General features: G+C 48.4%; 18 protein-coding genes. 3 read left to right on the top strand and 15 right to left on the bottom strand.

The features are described from left to right. Positions 1-34: 34 nt before the first annotated feature. On the bottom strand, positions 35-751 hold the full coding sequence (locus AC5JLB_RS21225) for a precorrin-2 C(20)-methyltransferase (RefSeq protein ID WP_495875812.1): 717 nt from the start codon (positions 749-751) through the stop codon (positions 35-37). 56 nt (positions 752-807) lie between these two features. On the opposite strand from AC5JLB_RS21225, the gene AC5JLB_RS21220 reads away from it, so the two are divergent. Further along, positions 808-1,524 (top strand): esterase/lipase family protein, encoded by a 717-nt coding sequence (locus AC5JLB_RS21220; protein WP_495875811.1) that lies wholly within the window; start codon positions 808-810, stop codon positions 1,522-1,524. 241 nt (positions 1,525-1,765) lie between these two features. Further along, entirely contained in the window at positions 1,766-2,416 is a 651-nt protein-coding gene (locus AC5JLB_RS21215) for a cytochrome b N-terminal domain-containing protein (protein ID WP_495875810.1), read from the top strand. A gap of 14 nt (positions 2,417-2,430) precedes the next feature. On the opposite strand, the gene AC5JLB_RS21210 is transcribed toward AC5JLB_RS21215, so the two are convergent. Together AC5JLB_RS21210 and AC5JLB_RS21205 are read right to left on the bottom strand one after the other, a co-directional pair. After that, complete coding sequence (locus AC5JLB_RS21210) at positions 2,431-3,408, bottom strand: tetratricopeptide repeat protein (protein WP_495875809.1); 978 nt, start codon at positions 3,406-3,408, stop codon at positions 2,431-2,433. A gap of 9 nt (positions 3,409-3,417) precedes the next feature. Continuing rightward, the gene (locus AC5JLB_RS21205) at positions 3,418-3,663 is read right to left on the bottom strand and encodes a glycosyltransferase (RefSeq protein WP_495875808.1); all 246 of its coding nucleotides are present in this window, start codon (positions 3,661-3,663) and stop codon (positions 3,418-3,420) included. 265 nt (positions 3,664-3,928) lie between these two features. Between AC5JLB_RS21205 and AC5JLB_RS21200 the strand changes: the two genes are divergently transcribed. Beyond that, positions 3,929-4,834, top strand: a complete 906-nt coding sequence (locus AC5JLB_RS21200; protein WP_495875807.1) for a tetratricopeptide repeat protein — start codon at positions 3,929-3,931, stop codon at positions 4,832-4,834. 228 nt (positions 4,835-5,062) lie between these two features. On the opposite strand, the gene AC5JLB_RS21195 is transcribed toward AC5JLB_RS21200, so the two are convergent. The 12 genes from AC5JLB_RS21195 to AC5JLB_RS21140 form a co-directional block, all read right to left on the bottom strand. Continuing rightward, complete coding sequence (locus tag AC5JLB_RS21195) at positions 5,063-5,590, bottom strand: YqeG family HAD IIIA-type phosphatase (RefSeq protein WP_495875806.1); 528 nt, start codon at positions 5,588-5,590, stop codon at positions 5,063-5,065. Positions 5,591-5,809: 219 nt separating this feature from the next. Then, the gene (gene mltG, locus AC5JLB_RS21190; protein WP_495875805.1) at positions 5,810-6,931 is read right to left on the bottom strand and encodes an endolytic transglycosylase MltG; all 1,122 of its coding nucleotides are present in this window, start codon (positions 6,929-6,931) and stop codon (positions 5,810-5,812) included. A 161-nt stretch (positions 6,932-7,092) separates the two neighbouring features. Further along, positions 7,093-7,653 carry a DUF3727 domain-containing protein gene (locus tag AC5JLB_RS21185; protein WP_495875804.1) on the bottom strand — a complete coding sequence of 187 codons (561 nt, stop codon included), beginning with the start codon at positions 7,651-7,653 and terminating at the stop codon, positions 7,093-7,095. 147 nt (positions 7,654-7,800) lie between these two features. Then, a complete protein-coding gene (ruvX, locus tag AC5JLB_RS21180) occupies positions 7,801-8,283 on the bottom strand; it encodes a Holliday junction resolvase RuvX (protein WP_495875803.1) in 483 nt (160 codons plus the stop codon). Continuing rightward, complete coding sequence (locus AC5JLB_RS21175; RefSeq protein WP_495875802.1) at positions 8,284-9,507, bottom strand: GNAT family N-acetyltransferase; 1,224 nt, start codon at positions 9,505-9,507, stop codon at positions 8,284-8,286. Positions 9,508-9,629: 122 nt separating this feature from the next. Further along, positions 9,630-10,832, bottom strand: a complete 1,203-nt coding sequence (locus AC5JLB_RS21170; RefSeq protein ID WP_495875801.1) for a F420-0:Gamma-glutamyl ligase — start codon at positions 10,830-10,832, stop codon at positions 9,630-9,632. A 136-nt stretch (positions 10,833-10,968) separates the two neighbouring features. Further along, positions 10,969-11,904, bottom strand: a complete 936-nt coding sequence (locus AC5JLB_RS21165) for an NAD-dependent epimerase/dehydratase family protein (protein WP_495875800.1) — start codon at positions 11,902-11,904, stop codon at positions 10,969-10,971. 65 nt (positions 11,905-11,969) lie between these two features. Continuing rightward, positions 11,970-12,266 carry a hypothetical protein gene (locus AC5JLB_RS21160; RefSeq protein WP_495875799.1) on the bottom strand — a complete coding sequence of 99 codons (297 nt, stop codon included), beginning with the start codon at positions 12,264-12,266 and terminating at the stop codon, positions 11,970-11,972. Beyond that, positions 12,263-12,670 (bottom strand): Uma2 family endonuclease, encoded by a 408-nt coding sequence (locus AC5JLB_RS21155; RefSeq protein WP_495875798.1) that lies wholly within the window; start codon positions 12,668-12,670, stop codon positions 12,263-12,265. Before AC5JLB_RS21155 ends, AC5JLB_RS21160 begins: the two co-directional genes overlap by 4 nt. 62 nt (positions 12,671-12,732) lie before the next feature. Then, positions 12,733-14,106 (bottom strand): tRNA uridine-5-carboxymethylaminomethyl(34) synthesis GTPase MnmE, encoded by a 1,374-nt coding sequence (gene mnmE / locus AC5JLB_RS21150; protein ID WP_495875797.1) that lies wholly within the window; start codon positions 14,104-14,106, stop codon positions 12,733-12,735. Continuing rightward, positions 14,106-14,672 (bottom strand): ribosomal protein S5-alanine N-acetyltransferase, encoded by a 567-nt coding sequence (gene rimJ, locus AC5JLB_RS21145; RefSeq protein ID WP_495875796.1) that lies wholly within the window; start codon positions 14,670-14,672, stop codon positions 14,106-14,108. Before rimJ ends, mnmE begins: the two co-directional genes overlap by 1 nt. Before the next feature lie 15 nt (positions 14,673-14,687). Further along, positions 14,688-16,115, bottom strand: a complete 1,428-nt coding sequence (locus AC5JLB_RS21140; RefSeq protein ID WP_495875795.1) for a protein adenylyltransferase SelO — start codon at positions 16,113-16,115, stop codon at positions 14,688-14,690. Positions 16,116-16,282 lie beyond the last annotated feature (167 nt).

Genomic DNA, 16,282 nt, shown 5'->3' with positions numbered 1-16,282 from the left:
TGAGTAAGGCGTAATTCGCAGTCGGAGGACAACGTTATGCTTCGACGTGGATAATCAGGATGGCAAAGTAAGGCAATTCTAACGTAGGACAGTTGATTAAATCCGAATGAATTTTCTGGTGTTGGGACGTAGCGCGTTCAACGACATAACTCCGCCCTAATAACTGATGCTGCTCCAAAATTTTCCACACTTGCGGATAAACAGAGCTTACTTTCATTAGAACAACAACCTCCGCCCACCGAAGCGCTGTTTCTAATTCTGATACGGTGTAGAGGGCGGGCAGAATAGCGAGTTTTTGATGGCGAATGGTCAGCGGAATGCCAAGCGCTGCCGCCGCCGCTAGTGGAGAGCAGATCCCTGGAATTGTTTCTACCTTAACCTCTGAATGCTGACGTTGCAGCGTTTGAGCTAAATAGGTGAAGGTGCTATAGAAACTCACGTCACCTTCTGAAACAAACACAACGTCTTGTCCTTGGTTGAGGTAATGCCAGACCTGTGCGGCTCCCGCGTGCCATGCTTCTGAGAGAACGGCTTCATCTTGAGTGTAAGGAAACGCGATCGCAACCCGAGTTTGTTCTGCCCGGAGATAAGACGCTACGATCGCTTCTGCTGTGCCTTGCTGATTCCCAACGCCTGCTGGAAAGGTCACCACCGGCGATCGCTGCAAAATTCGCAATCCTTTCAGCGTAATTAATTCTGGATCGCCCGTGCCAATACCAACGCCGTATAACGTCCCTACTTGATTCGCCATCAGAAACCCAGAAACAGTGCTTTAAGATTCTATAAGCATCTTCATCGTTTAGTTTTATGCCATTGCCGAGTGTTATTCTTCCGGGCTACCTTGCAGGCGCGATCGATTACCAACAAATGCAGCAAACCCTAGTTGAAATGGGGTTTCCCACCGTGACCGTGCCTCTTAGAAAGCGGGATTGGTTCCCCACCTTGGGAGGGCGCTCCATTCTGCCCATTTTGGAGCGGTTAGATCAAACGGTGCAGCAAGTGAGGCAGCAGTACGGCGTCGAACGCATTAATTTAATTGGACATTCGGCAGGCGGTTGGATTGCCCGGATCTATTTGGGGGAAAAGCTCTATGACGTGCATGGCATGGTGGACAACCGCATTTATGCTTGGAGTGCACATCGCTATGTTGCGAATCTCGTCACATTAGGCACGCCCCAAACCAGCTACGAACGCTGGACGCTGAAAAATTTGAACTTTGTGAATCTCACCTATCCAGGCGCATTCTACCCAAATGTGCATTATCTGTGTGTTGCCGGGAAATCGGTGTTTGGAGTGCGCCGCCCAGGGAGTTGGTTAGCGTACAGCAGCTACCAATTGACGGGCGGCAGAGGCGACTGTTGGGGCGATGGCATTACCCCGATCGCGGCGGCTCATTTAGACGGGGCAGAAAACATTACCTTGAAAAACGTTTGGCACTCACCGCGCTCTCCTGGAGACTGGTACGGAACGCCTAAAGTGGTCCATCAATGGGCAAGCCTTCTTCGCAATTCTGAGGCGGATTAAGGAGCGAAGTCTACGTTTGGGAGGAGTTGAGCCAGCCTAAAAGTTCATACATTGTTACATAACATTGAGAGCAGCGAGTTAACTTGAAGGGTTCGTAATTATTCAGGCTTACTGAGGTTGCTTGCCGAACGACACGCTCTGATGGACAAAGAAATAATTGAGGAAGTTCACAAACCTTTACATTGCGCTAAGATAAAACTTAACGAAGGTACACATACTCCTTACAAATGGTGTACGACTTATGAGCAACACTGCGTTTTATCTCAGACGGTTATCGACAATTCTTGCGGTTACGATTTTGACGCTGACCTTGATCGGCGTGACATCTGGAATCTTACTGGCATTCTACTATCAGCCTAGTGCAGGCGGGGCTTATAGCTCCTTGAAAGATATTGACCAAACCATTCCCTACGGTTGGCTGGTTCACACGATGCACAACATTTCGGGCAACCTTCTAATTGTGATTGCCTTGGTTCAAATTGTCGTCATGTTTCTGGGAGAGCGATTCCGTCGCAGTTGGCTTGTTGGGTGGATTAGTGGAATTTTTCTGACCTTATCAGCCATTGGCTTAAGCTGGACAGCGATGATTTTAAGTTGGGATCAGCTTGGGTTCTGGCGCTTTAGAATCGAGCTTGGCACGATCGAAGCCTTGCCTCTGATTGGCCCGCAATTGCGAGATGCCCTAACTGGGGGAGCCGTTAGTACTATTACCGTTGAGCATCTTTATACCCTGCATAGCTACCTAATTTCGGTTGGCGCGACTGGACTTGCGATCGTGCATCTCCTCGGTCTGCTGTTCCAGGAAAAAGAAGTTCAGGAAGAAAAGCTCGCGATCGCGGCTCAAGCCCAAAGCGACTCAACCGAAGAGCAGAACGCTCAACTAACGGCATAGTTCTTTGACAAGATTTAAACCTGGAAGCCCATAGCATATAGACCTTGCCTCAGCCGTTCAGCCTCCGACGACCCTTGCTGCTGATAGAGCGCGATCGCCCGTCGAAATGCCTCTAAGCTCTCCCTCACTTGTCCCACTTTCATCAGAGCTACACCAAGGTTTTGATGAGCTTCTGCATAATCCTGATTCAGGGCGATCGCGCGTTGATATTGCGCGATCGCAGGAGCCAATTGTCCCATTGATTTGAGCGTCACACCCAAGTTGTGATAGCCGACTGAAAAAGTTGGATCGACGTGTAACGCTTGCTGGTAGAGTGCTGCTGCGTTATTCAAGTCCCCTTTGTCTTTGAGAAGATTTCCTAGATTGTTGATTGCTCCTAGCTTCAGTTTGGCAGGAATGGGTTGCTGAATGGCGGCTTGGTAGTGTTGCTCTGCTTGATTGAAGTGCTGTAATTCAGCGTAAGCACTTCCTAAATGATAGTGAAGCTCATAAAGTGTTGAAGTGTTGTGGAGAGCATTTTCTTTAGCATCGCTGTGAATCGATCGCAGTCCTCTTCTCAGCAACTCCAATCCTGTTTCTCGTTCTCCTATCTGGACGTAGAGCGCGCCTAGCTTGCTACATACATATGGATCATTCGGATGCGTTGCTAGAAATCCCTCCATCGTGTGACGCGCTCGATTAAATTTATCTCGCCTTGCAATTACATCAGATCGATATTCTTGATGTAAAACCGCCACTTTTGGTAAGTGTCCGATCCGCCAGTGAGGTTCACGGAGTAGGAGTTCGCTGACGCGATCGTCGATTATTGCGTGGTAGGGACGGGTGAACTCGATGTCAGGATGCCGTCGAAACAATCGAGATAGCAGTGAGTAAGGAGATTGGGCAGTCCCTATCTCATGGCGCAACAAATTAATCACCAACTGTTGCTCGCTCTGAACTCCTTGTTTTAGGGCAGGAATGACATCAGGAACTAAGACTTCATCTGCATCCAATACTAAAATTCAGTCCCCTTGAGCATGTCGCAGGGCCTCATTTCGAGCTGCCGAAAAGTCGTCGCACCACTCGAAGGAATAGACCGATGCACCATACGTCTTGGCAATATCGATGGTGCGATCGCGCGATCCTGTATCGACCACAATCATTTCGTCTACTGCGCTGCGTACGCTCTCCAAGCAGCGTGGCAACTGTTCCTCTTCATTTTTGACAATGATGCAGAAACTAATCTTGATTGTTTTTTCATCGCTCATTCTTCATCCCTCCTTGCGAAGCAGGTCGAAGGTTTCCCTAGTTTGACGAAGCATAAGTCCATACGGACATAACTGCTCAACAAATTAAATGCTCAACAAATACTGTGGATTTTACTGCGATCGTTCGACGGCTGACTGGGCACTACTAGATAACTTCTCTATTTGTAATTTTGAGTGAGCGTCTAAACGCACGAATGGAGTTGCAAATCGCGAGAAGTGGGTGCGCTTTCAATCGATAGTCGCCGTCTAAACTCAGATTGAACTTATGAAAACCTCTTTGTTGTGCAGGAAAGGAATTCCTGCATCTCGTTTGGCTTGGCATGTCGCTTGCCATAGTGTTGCCATGCTGCTGCTTGGTCTATCACTTCCCTCGGCGGCTCAAGCTAGTTTACCAGTTTTAATTCAAGAGCAAACTCAGAGCAGCCATGTGTTTTTTGAGCGGGGATTACAAAAGCTTAGAGCTAAATTCTATAAGGGTGCGATCGAAGAATTTAACCGTGCCATTAGCATCGATCCAAAATTTAAGGAAGCTTATAGTGGCAAAGGATTTGCTTACATGCAGTTAGGAGATTTGCAAAATGCGATCGCCAGCTATAACCAAATCCTCCGCGTTGATCCAGATTCTGCCAGTGCTTATTCAGGACTGGCGCTAGTGCGTCAGCGATTGGGCGATTTTCAGCAGTCGGTGACCGATTCTCAGAAAAGTACATCCCTGCAAGTTCTCCAAACGGCTCGGCAAATTTATCAAGGTGAGTTGAATCTGTTAGAGCTGAATCAAGTCCAAGGACTACAGGGAACGCGGGAAACTGTTTGGCAACTGATCGAGAAAGGATATCAGAAGATTGCTGCCAAAGACTATTCGGGGGCAGTGGAAACGTTTACTCAAGCGACTAAAGTAGCTCCTGAAGGCGAAGGTCGTCCTTATCTCGATCGCGGTGTCGCTTATTTCTGGCTACGCAACTACCGCTCTGCAATTCAAGACTTCTCGACCTCGATTCAGTTCAATCCTCAGTCGGTTAAGTCCTACGAATACCGTGCCCGCGCTTACGAGGAAGTTGGCGATCGTCAAGCGGCTCGGTCTGATCTTAAGAAAGCAGTCGAACTTGCCCGTCAGTTTGGAAGTCAAAATTATGCTCAAGTTCTGTCTGGCAAACTGCAACAGATTCGATGAGCGGTAATTCCTGTTCAAAAGATGGTGGTTCAGAAGCATGCATCTGTAGAGGCACGGCACCCGTGCTCCTTAACGGACGAAGCGCCAATCTTTTTCAAGGTTGACGCTTTGCCTGGTATTCATAGCGATTTATGAGTCGGGCCTTTATTTTCGCTGGCTCAAATTTATCTCTACCAAGAATGCCAGAAGTTTCTGAAGAACTCATTGGTTCTAATAATTTTTTAAGATTTAGGGCTTGTGCGGCGTTAGCGTAGCTCCTAGAGCTTGAGATAGCCAAAACTCAAACGTATGAATTGGATAGCGTCTCGCTGTCGCAATCGTAGGATCGACCATTGGTTTCACCAGAATGGTATACATGCCTAAACGGTTCCCCGCTAAAACATCGGTAAACAAGCGATCGCCTACCATCCCAACTTGCTCTGGTCGCAGCCCCATTCCGTCCACAGCCCGTCTAAGCTTACGCCGCGAGGGTTTTCTGGCTCCAGTGATGTAGGGCACATTTAATGCCTTAGCAATCCGGCTGATGCGGTTTTCTTTAATGTTGTTGCTCACCAACCAAAGTTGGGTGACTTGTCTGACTTGCTCTGCCCAAGGCAACAACTCTTCCGAAGCTTTTGCGCTAGTAATTGGGACAAGCGTTTCATCAACGTCTAGAACTAGACCCTTTAAGTGGTTCCGTTGAATCAGTTCAGGAGTCAGTCCTAAAATTGTGGTTTCTAGGAATAAGTCGGGTTGAAGAAGTTTGCCCCAAGACATATCGTATGCAGCCAAAAGGATAAGATGGTTCGGAGGAAAGGAAGCACTGGATCAAGACCTCAAAAACCAGTGACAGTCCAAAAGATCCCATTCAGTAATACAAGAAATCAGAGCGTCGTCCGTAGAAAAGAACGCTACGAATGATCGCGGCTTCAGGTTACTTCCTTACCAGTTTAAAGGGATTTGAGACAAATCCAAACCTCAGCGATCGTAGACACCTCAGTTTTTGGAGCTAGACGGCTGTTGACCCTTTTCTTGAGCTTGGTTTGCCTTTGCATCGACAGAATCTCGAATCGAACCTTGAGCCGATTCGTGTTCTGCTAGGGTTTTGCTAAACACGTGAGTGCCGTCATAGCGAGCGACAAAGTAGAGATAATCGGTCGCTTCTGGGTTGAGAGTGGCCTTGAGGCTAGCAAGTCCAGGACTCGCGATCGCGGTCGGCGGTAATCCTGCATTGATGTATGTGTTATACGGCGATTGGGTCTCGACTTGACTCAACGTCAGCGGATTTTCAGGCGTTTGGGTGACGCCTAGCGCATATTCTACCGTTGGATCAGAGCCTAACGTCATGTTTTGCTTCAGGCGATTGGAGAACACCCCAGCAATCAAAGGACGCTCGCCCGGAATCACGGCTTCCTTTTCTACAATGCTAGAGAGCGTCACCCATTGAGCCAGAGATAACGCCGTGTTACCCCGATTTTGGTTGTAAATCGGCAGAGCAATCTGCTCAAATCGGCTGAGCATCTGGTCAATCACTTGCTGAGGCGTAATGACATCTCCTGCGGCGATTTGATAAGTATCGGGATACAAGAATCCTTCTAAGTGAGGCGCATCTTTGGGCAACCACGGAAAGCGGTCTACCGGAATTTGCCGCGCCGCTGCCCGAAAATCGTCTCCTTGAAAGAATCCTTGTTGCTCAAAATAACTCGCCATCTGCTTGACCGACCAGCCTTCAGGAATGGTGAAGCTACGTTGTGCAACCTGACCTGACCAAATTTTTTCGGCGATCGATTGCAGTGGTTCGGTAGTCGAAAGCTCATAATTTCCAGCTTGAAAGCCCCCATCGGGATACTTCCACGCCAACCAGCGCGACCACAGTTCCCACGCCTTGGCCGACCGAATTAAGCCTGCTGCTTCCAGTTCTTGACCAATGCCTTGAGCCGTCGTGCCTTGAGGAATTTGAATAATTACCCGCTTACTTTGAGCAGGCGCTGAGGCAGGCGTAATCGGCGCACTTGCCTGACTCCACCAAGCCTGTGCTCGCCACGCCGAGAAACCAAGGGCAGAACACACCAAGACGAGAAAAATAGAGAACGATGCAAAGCGCTGGGCTAGTTTCATGGCGATGTTGTAATTCGGGGATCAGCTATTGCCTTTGCCAAGAAACAAATATTAATCGTCTTCGCCTATTAGTCAACATTTATTAGAACTCTTAATAAGCAAAAAAGGGAGAAAAAAACCAGATTGGCAATTTTTCTCCCGTCAAATTTGGGCTGTATTGCCTACTCCATCTCATCAAACAATTGATCTTCGAGCATTGGCAGCATCGGCTCAATTTTCTTCAACTCTTCTTGAGACAGGAGATGGGGCCGTCCGTCACCATCCAATCTTGCCAAGATGAAATATGGGTCAAGGGGAGTATAAATGGCGAATTCTTGCTCTTCATGCCAAAAGCTGGCGAGCAACTGTAATTCTTCTTGTTCGTCATCTGAGTCAGATTCGACTCCTGCCCACTCTTCGTCTTCGTCTAGGTCGGGCAAGTCGCCTTCTACCGTAAGCACCACAGCCGTTCGTTTGAGCGCTAGATTTTGTTCTTCTAAAACCGCTTTCGCGATCGCAAAGACTTGATCCAGCGTTTCCTGGTCTTCCACCAAGACGGCTTCGTCTTCGTCACCGTTTTCTTCCCATGCAAAGATTTCGATGGGGGAGTCAACGGGCAGTAGCAAGACGTACTCCTGTTCATCCACGTCCAAGGAATGCTCGATGTAGCAGGTCAACTGGAGTCCGGCTTCATCAGTTAGGGTGACGGTGGGGGTATCCATATCTAAGCTGTCGTCTTCCATTGGACTTTCTCTATCTCGATTCATTGGCAGTTCTGGAGCTTCCTAACGAAGTTGCGGTTCGTCTTCCAAAAAGTAGTATCTCGTGAAATGGACACGGAATGACTTTGGAATTTGTAGTTCGTAATCTCTAATTGAAAAAATAAGGCATCAGACTTGAATTCCGCTGTTTCCTAAGTTCTCTAATGTCTCGGTTTCGGGCTTTTTCAAGTCTTGGCGGCGCTGGTCGAGCCATTGTTGCAAAATGATGGCGGCAGCTTTGCGATCGATCAGTCCTTTGTTGCGCGATGGAGCGATTCGCTGGGCATGCATCATTTGTTCTGCCTGATAGCTCGTGAGGCGCTCATCCATGTACTCGACGGGCAGATTCAGCGCCTTAGACAGCGATTTAGCAAACTTCCGAACTTCTTTTGCCTGAGATCCAATCGTGCCATTCATGGAATAGGGAAAACCCACGACGAGAAGCTGAACATCTCGTTCGAGAACCGTTTGCTGAAGAATCTCTACTACCTGCCCAAACGATTTGCGCTCAATGGTAAACAATCCGGTCGCAATCAGTCCGGTTCCATCACAGCCAGCGACACCAATTCGTTTGCGACCAACATCTAGTCCTAGCGCCGAAAGTTTTGCCATTTAGCAATAGCGATCGCCGCCATGAGGATCACCGCCCTTAGAGTCTTTCTTGGGCTGAGGGGGAAGCGGCTTCACCGACTTTAGCATTGAGATTCGACCTGGAACGGGTTTTCGAGCAGGCTGTAAGCCTTGCAGCATTTCTGCAATCTGGAGTCCTTCTGTGATCGATTTCGTTTCTCGGACTTTGTGCCATACCGAGCGCGACATCAGCAGCGTGTGTCCAATTCGGCTTGCTCCGATCAGCTCTAGATAATCTTCTCGTTCGGGCTGATAGTCTGGAGACACCATTTGCAGCGATTGAGCGGGCACTTCTCGCGTAATGCGCGCCATTTGCGCCATTAGCTCAGGATAGAGCCAGGTGTAAGCAGGATTGACCGTTAGCTGCGCGTTGTGCGGCTGCGACCCATCGCGGCACAACCGGACTTGAAAGTGCCCGATCGCGGCTTTTCGCTGCGGCTCGAATACGTAGCCGCTCACACACTCTGTTCCGGTGATCCATTGCTTCGCCCAATCAATCAGAGAACCGAACAGACTCGTTTTAAAGTCTTGAATATGACGATCGAAGACCTGCCGTACGAGTGGCGGCATTGCCATCGTATCGAGTTGGTAGAGCAACTGAGCGTCTGCATTGCTGACAGGCAGTAGATTCGGCAAATCTGGCTCTCGTTCGGACAGCTCTTGCAACTGCTCTGCCGAAATCGACCAGTAGGTCATATTTGCCAAGGGCTGAAACCCGTTTTGTCGGTAGAGCGCTAACGCCGCTTGATCATTGATGTCAATTTCTAAAATCCAGATTCGCGCTTGCCAAATTCGCTCCAGACAATAGCGCAACAAGAGGGAGCCTACGTCCATCTTGGTCAAAACTGGAGTATCGGTTTGGGACTCATCGCTGTCAGGTTTTGAGGCGGGCGCAACCGCGACGCGATCGACCCGCCACGTGCTACCCGTGCGGTTAAACGGCGACACCTGAATCACGCCTTGAACGCGCTGACCCAGTTCTGCCACATAGACGCAAAGCGAATTTTGAAAGGGATTGGGAAACAGGCTGAGGAGTTTGAGCAGACCGTACCAATGTCGAATCGACAGAGGCTTCTCGCGCACCGTTGAGCAAGCGGGCTGATCGGTATCTGCGGGGTTTGGACAGAGTTGATCGACCGCATCCAAGTCTCGGTACTGAATTTGGCGGATTGCCATTTGAGTATTCTGCGAAGAAGCTCGAAACATAGAACAATAGCGAGGGTCAATCCCAAGGTAAGAATTTAGGGTTCAATTTGGGTCAACCTTAAGAAAGATTCACTCAAAATTGCGTTGTAAACGAATTGTAAACGAAGCGGACGGAGCGGCGATCATTCAATCGGAAACTTGCTTTGCACCCTACCAGTTGATTCGGTGGGGCGAATTAATACAACGGGCGTTTGCTCATTCGCGTTTCCGGCAGGATTGCTGATTAAGGCTTGCTTGAGCAAGTCGTGAGATAAATCAGCAGTCGATGCCAATATCTTAACTGCTTTCAAGTCGTTGACGTCGACAATTGCGGCGGAAAGTCCGGTTTCTTGCTGAATGCGATCGCAGATTTCACGAGGATTATGAGGTCCTAGCACAATGAATTTGTCGTAAGGAGGAATTGTTCCGGTCACGTCGTCGATCAATCGCGCCTGTTCGCCTGCCAGTTGATAGAACACTCCTTTCTTGCCGATCAGTTTTGCCAGCGACCCAACCAAGAACGCGAAGAAGACACGCACAGGTCCAACTAGATCGATCAAGGTTTGCAGTCCGCACGCGGTGGCTAAGCTAGAAGTTGGTAGAAACAGGTAGCACAGCCGTTTCGCTAGCCAGCCCGGTTGAATGCTGCTGGGATGCCGGAATCGCCCTTGCATGATAGCGACGGGCGATTCGCCGAGCGTCACAATATCGCCGGGTTGAGCGTGTGGTAGAACGTAGCGCTTGACGATCGCAGCGGGATCATCTAAATGCGTCAGCAAATGAGTCCGAATGGGTAAAACATCGGCGTTAGCGGCAGGACGCCAGCGACTCGATTCTTCGACCGCCGGAAATTTGAGCGGCACGATCACATGACGCACTTTGGGATAGCGTCCTTCCGGCCCGTAGGTCATGTAGTGGATTTGAATCCAAGCCACTCTGAGTTGACTGAGATCGGGTCCTTTGATGTCGATTGTCACCTCGATCGGATCGTCTTTACCAATTTTGACGATATGGCTTTCCCAGTAGCCATCAGCGCGAACTTCCGCCCCTGTGAACCGAGGTTCAATGCGAGTCGTGGTCGTGATGCCCTCTAAACCCGCGATCGATAGCAGCGTCACCTCTGCCCGAATCTCTGGAACCATTACTTCTAGACGTTCGGTGAAATTGTGAAATTTTAGCTCACCGACTAGAACGTAGTGCTGAGGTTCGTAAACTTCGATCTCCCACTTTCCCGAGGAAAGCTCCATCTTGTTGCCGAGACGCCGCCGATACTGCAGATCCAACCCCAACAGCACCAAGAGTAACAAACCAACTGCAACTGCAATCAGGGCGATTAGAACGTTCACGTCAAATTCCTCTGTCATTGAGAGACAAAGATATCCAGGAGCGGTAACGGCGTCAAGGGGGGGGAAGGGAGAGAGGAGAGAGGAGGGATGAGGGAGGAAAGGGGATGTCGTGGATGTAGAAACTGCTGTGGATTAATTAGAAGGTGGAGAGAATTTGATCGTCTAGGAAAAAGTCGGGGGTGGATTGGTGACGATTAGAGGCTAGATAGTCGTTGTGGAAGGAGTCTTTTAAGCCAGAGACAAGATCGAATTCGGGTTGCCAGTTGAGGTCAGCGATTGCGTGACTGACATCTGTGAAAAAGTGCTGGGTTCTCATGGGGAAGGCTTTGCGCTTGCCAAAATCAAACGCTTTGGGATCGTAGTGGACGAGTTGGAGCGTTGTAGGGTCTTTTTCGGCGGCTTGGGCACAGGCGCGAGCGAGTCCATCGAAGGTGACAGCGCGGTTGTGGGACACGTTGTAGAGTTGTCCGATCACTTTAGAGTTGCCTAATACCTTGGTCATGGCACTAGCTAAGTCCTTCACGTGCCCGAACTGGGTGAAGTGCTGTCCGTGACCAGGAATCGGGACGGTGCGATCGCGGACAATTCGATCGAAGAACCAAGCCTCTAAATCGTTGTAGTTTTGCGCTCCATAGATGTAGGTGGGACGAATTGAGGTGAAGGGCAATCCCTGTTCTGCCAAATAGATTTCTGTGTCGTTTTTGCCTTTGTGACGGCTTTTTGGATCGATGGGATCACCTTCGATATGTGGCATTTGATCAGATTTTTGATAAACGCCTGCCGAACTCATGTAAACAAAATGCTGAACGCGACCGTTGAAAATGTCGGCTAGAGGTTGTGTGTCGCTTAGCTCTCGTCCGTTATTGTCAAAAATGGCGTCAAATTCTAGTCCTGCCAGCTTGTCTTTCAGGTCTGTTGGATTGGTGCGATCGCCCTGAATCTGCTGAATGCCTTCGACGGGAGCGGGCTTGTTGCCGCGATTAAATAACGTCACATCATGACCTTGCTGAACCAATAACCGAGTGAGATAAACCCCAATGAATCGAGTTCCTCCCATGATTAAAATTTTCATGATGCGATCGCTCCTGCTGACAACGATCTTTTATTCTAGAGCGATCGTGCAAGCTTCAAGTTAGGCTAAAGCGCTTCTGGATCAATTCCGAGTTCTCGCAATCTCGCGGCTAAGCGATCGGCTCGTTGACTTGCCTGTTCTGCTCTCAGTTCTGCCTGCTGTCTTGCAAATTCAGATTCTTGATGGCTAAGTAACTTCTTTTGCGTCATTGGATCATAAAAGCGCAATTCTTGATTTTCTAGATGAAGTTCCAGACCCAAAGTTTCACTAAAAATAGAGAGTCCACCATTCTCTAAAGAACGAGACGGAATAGCCGTGTAGTTTCCATCTATCAACTTGAGTCCCTGCAATTGAGGCTTCAAATAATCTCCCGTAGGATCGTACTGAAAATATTCTTGAACGCCCCAGAAGGCGTACAGTCCTTTTTTAGAACTTGGTCTTCATGGACTGTGGATTTCGAGGTAATTTCTAATACAAAGTTCGGGAATTTTCCGTCTTCTTCCCACACTTTATAAGTCCGTCGTTTGCGTTTAGGAAGCCCTAGAACCGCAAAAACATCAGGCGCAAGATATGCCTTTGGATTTCCTTCTTCGTAATAGAAACAGATATTTCCAGACACATAAACGTCAGGACGACTTTGAAAGTGAATATCCAATGCTTCGGTTGCATACATTAGGTAAACACGCTGAAAATCGGTCTCTGCCAACGGTTTACCATCTGATTCAGGATATTCAATTTGGGTGGATTGCCAGTCCGTAGCTGTCATAGCGCTCTTTCGCCCTACGGTTTGGAGGTCTGCCTGAATTTTAGCATGATGGTACTAAAATACTATTTCCCAATGCAGAATCGGCTGAAAATACGATTGAGAACAGATTCGGTTACGTCTTCACCAAGAATTTCACCCAAAGACTGAATGGCAATTCTTAGATCGATCGTCCAGAAATCTAAAGGGAGTTGATCTGCGATCGTACGTTGCACCTGTTGAAGTGCAGTTTTTGCTCTCATCAATGCTGCCGCTTGACGTTGATTAATCGCAACATCGAGGTTAGCCGCTTGAATCTTTCCAGTTTGAACAGTCGATAAAATAGCTTTTTCTAGATCATCGATCCCTTGATTTTGGGCGGCGGCAGTTTGGACAGTTTGATTGATTGATGCGGGATAGTGAGGAATATCAGCAGAACCGATGAGATCAATTTTGTTAATGACCAAAATGAAGGGACGATGGCCTTCATTCACTTGATCATAAATTCCTTGATCTGCATCTGTCCAACCTGCTTGAGCATCAATCGTTAACAGCACCAAGTCCGCCCCTTGAGCCGCCGATCGCGATCGCGCGACGCCAATTTTCTCAACTTGGTCGTCTGTTTCTCGAATGCCAGCCGTATCGAGGACTTGCACCGGAATTCCGCCGACCACAAGCTGAGACTCCACTACGTCACGAGTTGTCCCAGGCAGATCGGTGACGATGGCGCGATCGCTGCGGCTCCAAGCATTCAAAAGGCTAGATTTTCCCACATTCGGGCGACCAACGATCGCCACTTTCAAGCCTGTTCGCAACAATTCGCCCCGATCTGCTGTTGCTAAAATTTGCGTGACATCTTCTAACACCTGAGCCAGTTGCGATCGGATCGCTGGCTCATCCAGCGGAGGCAAATCGTCTTCAAAATCGATTCGGGCTTCCACCTCTGCCAGAATATCCAAGCAAGCAGCTCGGAGTTGACGAATTGGAGCCGCAAGTTTGCCTTGCAAGCCTGCGATCGCGCTTTGAGCCGCTTGCTGCGATCGCGCTCCAACTAAATCAGAAATGCTCTCTGCCTGCGACAAATCTAATCGTCCATTTAGAAAAGCTCGCAGCGTAAATTCTCCCGGTTGAGCTAGTTTTGCGCCCTGTTCAATACAAAGCTGTAGCACCTGTTGGACTGCCATAATGCCACCGTGGCAGTGAAATTCGACCACATCTTCACGAGTGTACGATCGCGGAGCCAGCATCAACATTAACAAGGCTTCGTCAACCATAATTTGCGTTTGGGGATGACGAACAAAACCATATAGAATGCGATGACTTTCCCAGGTCTGATTGCCCGGAGAATGAAAGAGACTTTGGGCGATCGCAACGGCTTCTGCGCCAGACAGTCTAACAATGCCAACACTGCCTTGTTCCGGCACAATTGCAGTTGCGATCGCGGCAATAGTCTCTCTCATCACGTGTCTACCCAATTGGAGTTAATGAGGCTAGTTAAAATATGGTCTTCCCACTTGCCATTAATTAATAAGTAATCTCTAGCGTAGCCTTCTACTACAAATCCTAGCTTCTTTAAAACACCGCCGCTACGCCGATTATGCGGCATATAATTTGCATTAACTCGGTGTAAATTTAATCCTTCAAATAAGTATTGAATTCCAGGTTGCAGCGCTTCTACCATATAGCCGTTTCCCTGTTCTGATTGAGTCAAACTGTAGCCTAAACTGCATGAATAGGAGACTCCCTGAACCATCTGAGTAAAGTTGGCAGTCCCAATAATCTTTTTAGGTTCTGCTCGTGTGAAGATAAACAACCGCAGTGAACGATCGTAGCCAAATTCAATCAAACTTTTCTCAATTTGTTGCGTCCAAAAATCCTTGGTGTAAAAATTTCTCGGTCGAATTGGTTCAAAAGGTTCAAGGAAAGCTTGGTTCTCTTTATAGTAGTGGAGAACCGCAGCTACATCTTGTTGAGATAGCAGCCGCACAACTAGCCTTGAGGTCACAAAAACAGGTGGTTCTAACATGCGTTTAGCGCTATCTTATGAGCGAATTCGATCCAATAAAGCGTAAAAAGGTTGCCAATTGTTCTCTTGTGTAATTGGCTCCCAAATCGCCTCAATTTCTGGTCGAACTAATCCAACTTGTGAGTTGTATTGATGTAAGCGCTCGCGCATCTTGATCAGGTCATCGCTCGACATCAGATTTAAGGCTAAACAATATTTTTCTCGCCACTGATTAAAGAGGTTAAAAAATTCTTCAGGCAGGACAACTTCACCGAAGATATTGCTAGCTTCTTCTCGCCAATCGTCAGAAAATTGCTGAGTCAACTCCCAAAAGAAATCATGATAGTCAACTTGAGATTCTTTTAAGAATTGAACTGTTAGCTTAACCAGTTCGTTCGCAATCGAATCCTCTAGGTGATCAAACCCTAATCGGTAGAGCATTCTTTGCCGATAAGCCGCTTCATAATACGTCTCGAATGCTGATAAGCCTGTTTCCAAATCCGCTAAAGCAATGATCCGCTTCAACGGGGCTTGCAGCATCTTCAAATTCCAATGACAGATGGGGGGCTGATTGGCATAACTGTAGCGCCCAGAATAGTCAAAATAAGCGGCTGTAAATTGCGGATCGTAACTTGGAATAAAGCCGTAAGGCCCGTAATCAAAGCTTTCTCCGGTAATAGACATATTATCGGTGTTTAGAACAGCATGACAGAATCCTGCCGCCATCCACTGCGCGACGAGGGTTGCGGTTCTTTGAACTAGTTCGGCGTAAAAGGCCGCGTATCGATCGCGATCGCTTAGCAAATGCGGATAGTAATACTCAATGACATGATCTAACAGAATGGTGATCAGATCTTTGCGATCGTAGCGATCGAGGCGCTCAAATGTACCAAACCGAATGTGCGATCGACTAAATCGAATCATCACCGATGATCGCGTGGGAGATGGCTCATCTCCGCGCCAAAGGGCTTCTCCAGTTTCGATCAAACTAAGACATCGCGACGTGCGCACCTTCAGTCGATGCAGCATTTCTGCTGCCAGCACTTCTCGCACACCGCCTTTTAGAGTCAGCCGTCCATCGCCGCCTCTAGAGTAGGGCGTTCGTCCCGATCCTTTGGTTCCAAAGTCGTAGAGTTCGCCACTCTTGTCTCGGACTTGACCATATAGAAAGCCTCTGCCATCGCCCAGCGCAGGATTATATTCACCAAACTGATAGCCGTGATATCGCATCGCCAAAAAAGGCTCTCGATTCTGAAACTGACCAAACGCTTCAACAAAATGCTGATCGGTGACGGCCTGCGGATCGAGTCCTAACTGAGCCAAAACATCGTTATTGCGAAAGCGCAGGCTGTGCTGCGGAAACTCAGCCGCTGCAACAGGATCAGAAAAGTCGTTTCCCAAACGCTCAAACGCAGGTTCGTAATTAAGTGTCAATAGCGGATTATGATGATCGGTCGGGGGCATGGAAGGGAAAAGTAGTTTCTTCGATCCTAAAGCTAATTTGTAATTCCGAAATCGCGAGGTGATAAGTTTCGTGCCTGCTTAGGTTCATGCTGACTGAGGTTCGTGCTTATTGAATTGGCATGGAGAGCGGGTATGGAGTGAAATCATCTAGACACCTATCATTCACC

The sequence above is a fragment of the Myxacorys chilensis genome (assembly GCF_059505265.1).
The sequence above is the reverse complement of the archived record's forward strand: the minus strand, read 5'-3'. Positions and strand labels throughout refer to the sequence as shown.